Source organism: Falsiroseomonas sp. RANM36, assembly GCF_056682175.1.
The window spans coordinates 557442-564499 of record NZ_JBWXTD010000002.1; the positions used below are offsets into that span (position 1 = coordinate 557442).

Sequence of the window (7058 nt, forward strand, 5' to 3'; positions counted from 1 at the left end):
GGCGCGCCCCCCCCGGGCCGGGGTCCCCCCCCCCGGGCCGCTGCTCTAGGCGGCGAGCAGCGGCGCCTCGCCTTCCAGCGTGGTGCGGTGCATGCGGCGGGTGTAGCGCGCCTCGTCGAAGGGCGTCGCGCAATGCTGCGTGCAGCGGTTGTCCCACAGCACCGCGTCACCCGGCCGCCAGCGATGGCGATAGAGGAAGCGCGGCTGCTGCGCATGCGCGCAGAGCTCGGCGATCAACGCCTTGCCCTCCTCGGGCGCGATGCCCTCGATCTCCACCGCCCAGCGTCCGACATAGAGCGCCGTGCGGCCGCTGCGTGGATGGCGGCGCGCGATCGGGTGCCACACATCCGGCCGCTCGCGCTTCTGCGCCTCGGTCAGCGGCGGCAGGTGCGGGTAGTTGATGCCGTGCATCTCGATGCGGCTGAAGCGCGCGCGGCGTCCCTGCAGCCGTTGCCGCAGCGCGGCGGGCAGCGCATCCCAGGCGGCGTACATGTCGGCGAAGATCGTATCCCCGCCCTCCGGCGGCACGGTGACGCCATAGAGGAAGGAGCCCGCATTCGGGATCGCCTTGTCCTCCCCGTCGCTGTGGAACCCCATCCCGGCGCGGCGCAGGCCGACCGCCTTGCCGCCTTCCTCGGCGTTGCCGACGACGAAGATCTCCGGATGGCCCTCGAGGTTGTATTGCGGCGGCATCATGACGTGCAGCGGGCCGAGGCGCCGGGTGAAGGCGATCTGCTGTTCCGGTGTCATCGCCAGGTGGCGGAACACCAGGATCGCGTGGTCCGACCAGGCCTGCTCGACCCGGCGGAAGTCGGCCTCGTCCAGTTGCAGCGTCGGATCGGCGCCCGTCACCTCCGCGCCGAAGCCGCTGGCCGAGAGCGGCGTGATGAGCAGGGACATGGGCACCTCCGGCGGCCGGGCGCATCGCCGCGACGGCGCGGCGCGGGCGCATTGTGGCGCAAACGGGCGCGGGGGCGTCAATCGCCCGCGCGGGGCGGTCAGGCCTGGGTGGCGAGGAAGCGCTCCACCTCCGCCCGGCGCGGGATCGGCGCCACGGCGCCGTAGCCGCGGGTGGAGAGCGCCGCCGCGGCATTGGCGTAGCGCGCGGCGCCCGCCCAGTCCGCGCCGTCCAGCCGGCGGGCCAGGAAAGCGCCGGCGAAGGTGTCGCCCGCGCCGGTCGCGTCCACCGCCTGCACCCGGAAGCCCGGCACCCGCATGCGCTCCTGCCGCGTGGCCATCAGCACGCCTTCCGGGCCGAGCTTGAGCAGCACGCGCGGGCAGAACTCGAGATAGGCGTCGGCGATCGCGTCCGGCTGCTCCAGGCCGGTCAGCGCCTGCGCATCCTCGAGCGAGGGGAACATCAGATCCGCCATCGCCGCCGCCGCATGGATGCAGGCGCGGGCGCGCGCGAGCGGCCAGAGCCGCAGCCGCAGATTGGTGTCGAGGCTGACCAGCGCGCCGGCGGCCCGCGCGATCTCCATGGCGCGGAAGGCGGCGTCGCAGGACGCCTCGGAGATGCCGAGCGTGATGCCGGAGAGGTGCAGCACCTGCGCCCCGCGGATCGCCGCCTCGGGCAGCGCCTGCGGCCCCAGCCGTGCGGCGGCACTGCCCTTGCGGTGGAAGGTGAAGTGATGCCCCTGCGCGTCATGCGTGACGAAGTAGATGCCGGTCGGCGCGGCGGGATCGGTCGGCACCGTGCTGTCGTCCACGCCCTCCTCGCGCCACAGCGCCCGGAAGGCGTCGCCGGCGCGGTCGGCGCCGAGGGCGGTCACCATGCCCACGCGCGCCCCGCTGCGCGCAGCCGCGATCGCGGCGTTGGAGGCGTCGCCGCCAAAACCTTCCAGATAGAGCCGGCGCCCGTCCGGCCCGACCGGCATCTGGTTGAACTCCAGCATGGGCTCACCCACGCAGAGGATGCCGCTCATGCCTGGACGATCCCGAGCGCGTCGCGCGCCGCCTGCTCCACCGCGGCGCGGTCGCCGCGCGCCAGCAGCGCCTCGTCCACCAGCCGCCCGCCCATGCCGACGAAAGCCGCGCCGGCGGCGAAGTAGTCCGGCGCGCTGCGCGCATCCACGCCGCCGGTCGGGCAGAAGGCGACATCGGGGAAGACCGAGCGCAGCGCCCTGATGTGCGCGGGACCGCCGGCCGAGGATGCCGGGAAGATCTTCACCGCATCGGCGCCGGCGGCGAGCGCCGCGCGCACCTCGGTCGGCGTCATCGCGCCGAGCAGCGCGCAGGCGCCCTTCCCGTGCGCGGCCTCGGCGACCGCGGCATCCACCCAGGGCGCCACGAGGAATTGCGCGCCGGCCTCCAGGCATGCCTCGGCCGCGGCCCGGCCCGGCACCGTCCCGGCGCCGACCAGCAGCGCCGGGTCGGAGGAGAGGCGGCGGATCAGGCCGGGCGCATCGGGCACCGTCATGGTGATCTCGAAGACCGTGATGCCGACGCCGCGCAGCCAGTCCACGGCGCGCTCTGCCAGGTCGGCGCGGCTGGTGCGGACCACCGGGACGATCCGGGCGGCGGCGAGACGCGGGATCAGCGGATGCATCGGTCGGGTCTCCTGGCCGGCGTCATCGGTGGCGGGCTGCACGGGCCGGGTGGCGGGGCACCCGCCGGGCGCCGCGCACGTGGCAGCGTGCGGGGGCCGCCGGTCCAGGGATCCGCGCCCCGGCAACGGGGGCTCCCTTTCAGGCCGCGAGGCTAGAACAGCATCCGACCGATGGGAATCGATCGGGCGGGAATGGCCGCGGCGCGGGTCAGCGCTGCGTCGCGCCCTCGAGCGCGGCGGCGGTGTCCCGCAGCCGGAGCGCGGCGGCATGGGCCCGCCCGGTCTCCGCCGCGGCGTCGCCGAGCGCGTCGCGGAGGTGGTCCGTGCTGTCGCCGAGACCCGCCACGGCGGCATTCAAGGCCTGGACCTGGGCGCGGAAGGCGGCGACCGCCTCGCGCTGCTCGGCCAAGGCCGCGTCGAGCTGCCGCAGCGCCCGGCGCAGCCGGCGCTCCGGCGTATCGGGGAAGGCGAGCAGCGCCGCGTCCCGGGCGGCGTCGTCGGCGGGGGGCATGCGGGCGGCTCCGTGGTTAACCAAACCCTACCACGGATCGCTTTTTTTGGACAATCCCCGATCTGCGTTCAAACGGCCAATGCGCCGAGCAGCAGAGAGCCCGCTGCGCCGGAAGAGAGCAGCCAGCGCAGCCGCAGATAGTCTCGCCCCACCAGCCCTGCACGCCGTGCGAGCGTCTCGACCCCCGCGGTGCCCAGGATGCCGGTCGCCAGCAGGACCATTCCGGCCGGCAGGGGCAGCAGCAGGGCGACCCAGGCGACCAGCGCCGGCACCACGCCGAGCCCCAGCCGCAGGGCGGCGGCGCCCTGCTCCGCGGGCGGCGCGCGCAGCGCCAGGCCCCAATGCACCGCGCCCAGGAAGGCCAGGATGGTCGCACCATAGGCCGCGAGCGCAGGAGCCGCCGGCGGCCACCCGGCCAGCGACGCTGCGGCGAGGCCGAGGAAGGGGAGCAGCCCGGCGAGGCCGAGGGGCAGGGCCGGGGCGGGGAGGGGCGTGTCCGTCATCCGCCCACATCTTTCCCCGCAGCCAGCGGGCGCAAGCCCCGGCGTTTCCCTACCGGCCGCGCATCGCCTAGACAGACGCGCGACACCCGAACCGGAGATGCACATTTTCATGGCCATGGGCCTCGAGATCCTGCTGATCCTTCTGCTGGTTCTCCTCAATGGCGCCTTCGCGATGAGCGAACTGGCGATCGTCTCGGCGCGCCGGCTCCGCCTCGTGGCGATGCAGCGGCGCGGCAGCCTCGGCGCCGCCGCGGCGATCGCCCTGGCCGACGACCCGCAGCGCTTCCTGCCGACGGTGCAGATCGGCATCACCCTGGTCGGCATCCTGGCCGGCGCCTTCGGCGGCGCCCGGCTGTCGGGCGGCATCGCCGACCTGCTCTCCGGTGTCCCGGGGCTCGAGCGTTTCGCCACCGAGATCGCCTTCGCCCTGGTGGTGGTGCTGATCACCTATCTCTCGCTGATCTTCGGCGAGCTGGTGCCGAAGCAGCTCGCGCTGCGCCATCCGGAGCGCATCGCGGTGCTGGTCGCGCGGCCGTTGTCCTGGCTCTCGCGCGCCACCAGTCCCGTGGTGTGGCTGCTCTCCACCTCCTCGGCCGCGGTGCTGCGGCTGTTCGGTCGCTACGACCCGTCGGCCCAGGCGGTGACCGAGGAGGAGGTCAAGGCGGTGGTGGCGGAGGGCGCGACCTCCGGCGCCATCGAGACCGAGGAGCGGCAGATGATCGAGCGCGTGCTGCGCCTGGCGGACAAGCCGGTGCGCGCGCTGATGACCCCGCGCACGGAGCTGGAATGGATCGACCGCACCGCGCCGCCGCAGGATGTCGTCGCGCGGCTGCGCGCCTCCAACGTCACGCGCTTCGTCGTCTCCGACGGGCGGGTCGATAATGTGGTGGGGGTGGTGGCCGCGAAGGACCTGCTCGACCAGATCCTGGAAGGCGCGCCGCTCTCCGTCCCCGCCGCGATGCGCCAGCCGCTGGTGCTGCCGGACACGCTCTCGGCGCTGGACGCGCTGGAGCGGATGCGCGGCGATCCGATCGGCATGGCGCTGGTGCTCGACGAATACGGCAGCTTCGAGGGCGTGGTCACCGCCTCCGACCTGCTGGAGGCGATCGTCGGCGAACTGGGGCCCGAGGCGCCCTCGGAATCGCAGCCCGCGGTGAAGCGCCACGACGGCAGCCTGCTGCTGGACGGGATGATGGCGAGCGATGAGCTGAAGGCGCGGCTCGACCTGCCGGACCTGCCGCGGGAGGGCACCTATCACACCGTCGCCGGTCTGATGCTCGCGCTGCTGCAGCGCGTGCCGAAGGAGGGCGACCGGATCGTCTGGGCCGGCTGGCGCTTCGAGATCGTGGACATGGACGGCCGCCGCGTGGACAAGGTGCTGGCCGCGAAGGAGGAGGTGGCGGAGGGGCCGCCCCCGCCGGGCTGACAGGCCGGCGCCGGTTCAGCCCCCGTTGGCGTGGGACTTGGCGATCGGCGCCACGAATTGCGGCTCGGTGTCCCAGGGGAACAGGATCCAGGTGTCCTGGCTGACCTCGGTGATGAAGGTGTCCACCAGGGGCTTGCCGGCGGGCTTGGCGTAGACCGTGGCGAAATGCGCCTTCGGCAGCAGGCCGCGGATGACCTTCGCGGTCGTGCCGGTGTCCACCAGGTCGTCGATGATGAGCCAGTCCTGGCCAAGGCTCTCCAGCGCCGCGGCCGGCGGCTTCACCACGCTCGGCTGGCCGCGCTTCTCCTCGTCATAGGTGACGATGGAGACGGTCTCGATCAGGCGGCATTCCAGCTCGCGCGCGATGATCGCGGAGGGGATCAGCCCGCCTCGGGTGATCGCCACCATTCCCGCATAGGGGCCCTTGTCCACCAGGCGCCAGGCCAGCGCCTTGGCGTCGCGGTGCAGCTGGTCCCAGGTGACGGTGTAGTAGCGGATGGCCATGCGGTTTCCCCTGGTCAACCCTCTGCCCGCGCTTCGTTGGCGGCCCGCCGCATGGCGGGCCGAGGCCGCGAATGCGGCCCGCGGCGCGTGCCGCGAAGCCAAGGCCGCGAATGCGGCCGCCTGGCGTCTGAGGGCACAGAAAGCTTCAAAACATCTTCCCGCCGTCGGGCACCTTGATGTCCGGGCGGAGCAGCACGACCGCCCCGTTCTCGTCCGGCAGGCCGAGCACCAGGATCTGGCTTTCGAAGCCGCCGATCCGGCGGGGCGGGAAATTCACCACGGCCAGCACCTGCCGCCCGATCAGCCGGTCCGGCGTGTAGTGGACGGTGAGCTGGGCCGAGGATTGCTTGACGCCGATCTCGCCGCCGAAATCCACCCACAGCTTGATCGCGGGCTTGCGGGCTTCCGGGAAAGGCTGGGCGTCCACCACCGTGCCCACCCGGATGTCCACCCGCTCGAAATCGGCAAAGGCGATCTGGTCCATGGCGCGTCATAGCCCGTGGCGGGACGGCTTGGAACTGCGCGCGCGCGGACTTGCGCCGGGGCGCGGCGCGGTTCATTGACCGCGCCGGAGAAAGGAGTGCCGATGACCCTGCCGATCACGCCGAGCTTCCGCCTGGACGGGCAGCGCGCTCTGGTGACCGGCGCCAGCAAGGGCATCGGGCGCGCCGCCGCGGTGGCGCTGGCCACCGCCGGCGCTGCGGTGGTGCTGGGCGCGCGGAGCCTTGCCGAGATGGAGCAGACGGTCGGCGAGCTCCGCGCGGCCGGGCACCAGGCCAAGGCGGTCAGGCTCGACGTGACGGACCGCGCCGCGGTGCGTGCGGCGGTGGCGGCGGAGGGCCCCTTCGACGTGCTGGTGAACAACGCCGGCACCAATATCCGCGAGCCCTTCCTGGAGCTGAAGGACGACTCGCTGGATGCGCTGCTGGACCTGAACCTGCGCGCGATGTTCACCACCGCGCAGGCCGTGGCGCAGGGCATGGTCGCCGCCGGGATCAAGGGCTCGATCATCAACCTGTCCTCGGTGAACGGCCATGTCGCGGGCGCCAACCGCAGCGTCTATTCGGCGACCAAGCACGGCGTCGAGGGCATGACCAAGGCGATGGCCTTCGAGCTCGGCCCGCATGGCATCCGGGTGAACGCCATCGCGCCCGGCTTCGTCGAGACGCCGCTGACGCGCCCGGTGCTGGACGACCCGCAGTTCCGCGCCCGCGTGGTGCGCTCCATGCCGCTCGGCCGCGTGATGACCGTGGAGGACATCATGGGCGCGGTGGTGTTCCTTGCCGCGCCGGTGAGCGGCATGGTCAGCGGGCTCAGCCTGGTGATCGACGGCGGCAGCCTGACGCATTGATGCCTGCAGCATCGATGCGTCAGCGAGTCTTTCGCGCGCCCTCGGACGCCGGGCGGCGGCTCCGCCGCCCTGCCTTCGCGCAGGGCGCTCTTGCGCCAGTTCCGCTGTCGGGCTGTGCGCGGGGCGCCGTGGCGGCCGGGGGGGGGGGGGGGGGGGGGGGGGGGGGGGGGGGGGGGGGGGGGGGGGGGGGGGGGGGGGGGGGGGGGGGGCGGGGC

At 73.6% G+C, this 7058-nt stretch carries 9 protein-coding genes; 2 read left to right on the forward strand and 7 right to left on the reverse strand.

Annotation, left to right across the window (positions count from 1 at the left end; genetic code table 11):
* Nucleotides 1–45 precede the first annotated feature (45 nt).
* The 5 genes from AC1MIR_RS03530 to AC1MIR_RS03550 form a co-directional block, all read right to left on the reverse strand.
* Complete coding sequence (locus tag AC1MIR_RS03530; protein ID WP_480026798.1) at nucleotides 46–900, reverse strand: TauD/TfdA dioxygenase family protein; 855 nt, start codon at nucleotides 898–900, stop codon at nucleotides 46–48.
* Between the two features lie 98 nt (nucleotides 901–998).
* Nucleotides 999–1925 carry a sugar kinase gene (locus AC1MIR_RS03535; protein WP_480026799.1) on the reverse strand — a complete coding sequence of 309 codons (927 nt, stop codon included), beginning with the start codon at nucleotides 1923–1925 and terminating at the stop codon, nucleotides 999–1001.
* Nucleotides 1922–2548, reverse strand: a complete 627-nt coding sequence (locus tag AC1MIR_RS03540; protein WP_480026800.1) for a bifunctional 4-hydroxy-2-oxoglutarate aldolase/2-dehydro-3-deoxy-phosphogluconate aldolase — start codon at nucleotides 2546–2548, stop codon at nucleotides 1922–1924. Before AC1MIR_RS03540 ends, AC1MIR_RS03535 begins: the two co-directional genes overlap by 4 nt.
* Nucleotides 2549–2756: 208 nt before the next feature.
* Complete coding sequence (locus tag AC1MIR_RS03545; RefSeq protein ID WP_480026801.1) at nucleotides 2757–3059, reverse strand: hypothetical protein; 303 nt, start codon at nucleotides 3057–3059, stop codon at nucleotides 2757–2759.
* 68 nt (nucleotides 3060–3127) lie between these two features.
* Nucleotides 3128–3562: a DUF3429 domain-containing protein gene (locus AC1MIR_RS03550; protein WP_480026802.1), complete on the reverse strand. Its 435-nt coding sequence runs from the start codon at nucleotides 3560–3562 to the stop codon at nucleotides 3128–3130.
* 115 nt (nucleotides 3563–3677) lie between these two features.
* Here AC1MIR_RS03550 and AC1MIR_RS03555 point away from each other — a divergent pair, with 115 nt between their 5' ends.
* Complete coding sequence (locus AC1MIR_RS03555; RefSeq protein ID WP_480027051.1) at nucleotides 3678–4988, forward strand: hemolysin family protein; 1311 nt, start codon at nucleotides 3678–3680, stop codon at nucleotides 4986–4988.
* Between the two features lie 15 nt (nucleotides 4989–5003).
* On the opposite strand, the gene gpt is transcribed toward AC1MIR_RS03555, so the two are convergent.
* Together gpt and AC1MIR_RS03565 are read right to left on the reverse strand one after the other, a co-directional pair.
* On the reverse strand, nucleotides 5004–5492 hold the full coding sequence (gene gpt / locus AC1MIR_RS03560; RefSeq protein ID WP_480026803.1) for a xanthine phosphoribosyltransferase: 489 nt from the start codon (nucleotides 5490–5492) through the stop codon (nucleotides 5004–5006).
* A 145-nt stretch (nucleotides 5493–5637) separates the two neighbouring features.
* Nucleotides 5638–5976: a tRNA-binding protein gene (locus tag AC1MIR_RS03565; protein WP_480026804.1), complete on the reverse strand. Its 339-nt coding sequence runs from the start codon at nucleotides 5974–5976 to the stop codon at nucleotides 5638–5640.
* Nucleotides 5977–6078: 102 nt separating this feature from the next.
* Between AC1MIR_RS03565 and AC1MIR_RS03570 the strand changes: the two genes are divergently transcribed.
* On the forward strand, nucleotides 6079–6843 hold the full coding sequence (locus AC1MIR_RS03570) for an SDR family NAD(P)-dependent oxidoreductase (protein WP_480026805.1): 765 nt from the start codon (nucleotides 6079–6081) through the stop codon (nucleotides 6841–6843).
* Nucleotides 6844–7058: the final 215 nt, after the last annotated feature.

Excerpts from the sequence above, each read along its gene's own strand:
- gpt (WP_480026803.1), bottom strand. The coding sequence starts at position 5,492 with ATGGCCATCCGCTACTACACCGTCACCTGGGACCAGCTGCACCGCGAC.
- AC1MIR_RS03550 (WP_480026802.1), bottom strand. The coding sequence starts at position 3,562 with ATGACGGACACGCCCCTCCCCGCCCCGGCCCTGCCCCTCGGCCTCGCC.
- AC1MIR_RS03535 (WP_480026799.1), bottom strand. The coding sequence starts at position 1,925 with ATGAGCGGCATCCTCTGCGTGGGTGAGCCCATGCTGGAGTTCAACCAG.
- AC1MIR_RS03545 (WP_480026801.1), bottom strand. The coding sequence starts at position 3,059 with ATGCCCCCCGCCGACGACGCCGCCCGGGACGCGGCGCTGCTCGCCTTC.
- AC1MIR_RS03570 (WP_480026805.1), top strand. The coding sequence starts at position 6,079 with ATGACCCTGCCGATCACGCCGAGCTTCCGCCTGGACGGGCAGCGCGCT.
- AC1MIR_RS03530 (WP_480026798.1), bottom strand. The coding sequence starts at position 900 with ATGTCCCTGCTCATCACGCCGCTCTCGGCCAGCGGCTTCGGCGCGGAG.
- AC1MIR_RS03540 (WP_480026800.1), bottom strand. The coding sequence starts at position 2,548 with ATGCATCCGCTGATCCCGCGTCTCGCCGCCGCCCGGATCGTCCCGGTG.
- AC1MIR_RS03565 (WP_480026804.1), bottom strand. The coding sequence starts at position 5,976 with ATGGACCAGATCGCCTTTGCCGATTTCGAGCGGGTGGACATCCGGGTG.
- AC1MIR_RS03555 (WP_480027051.1), top strand. The coding sequence starts at position 3,678 with ATGGGCCTCGAGATCCTGCTGATCCTTCTGCTGGTTCTCCTCAATGGC.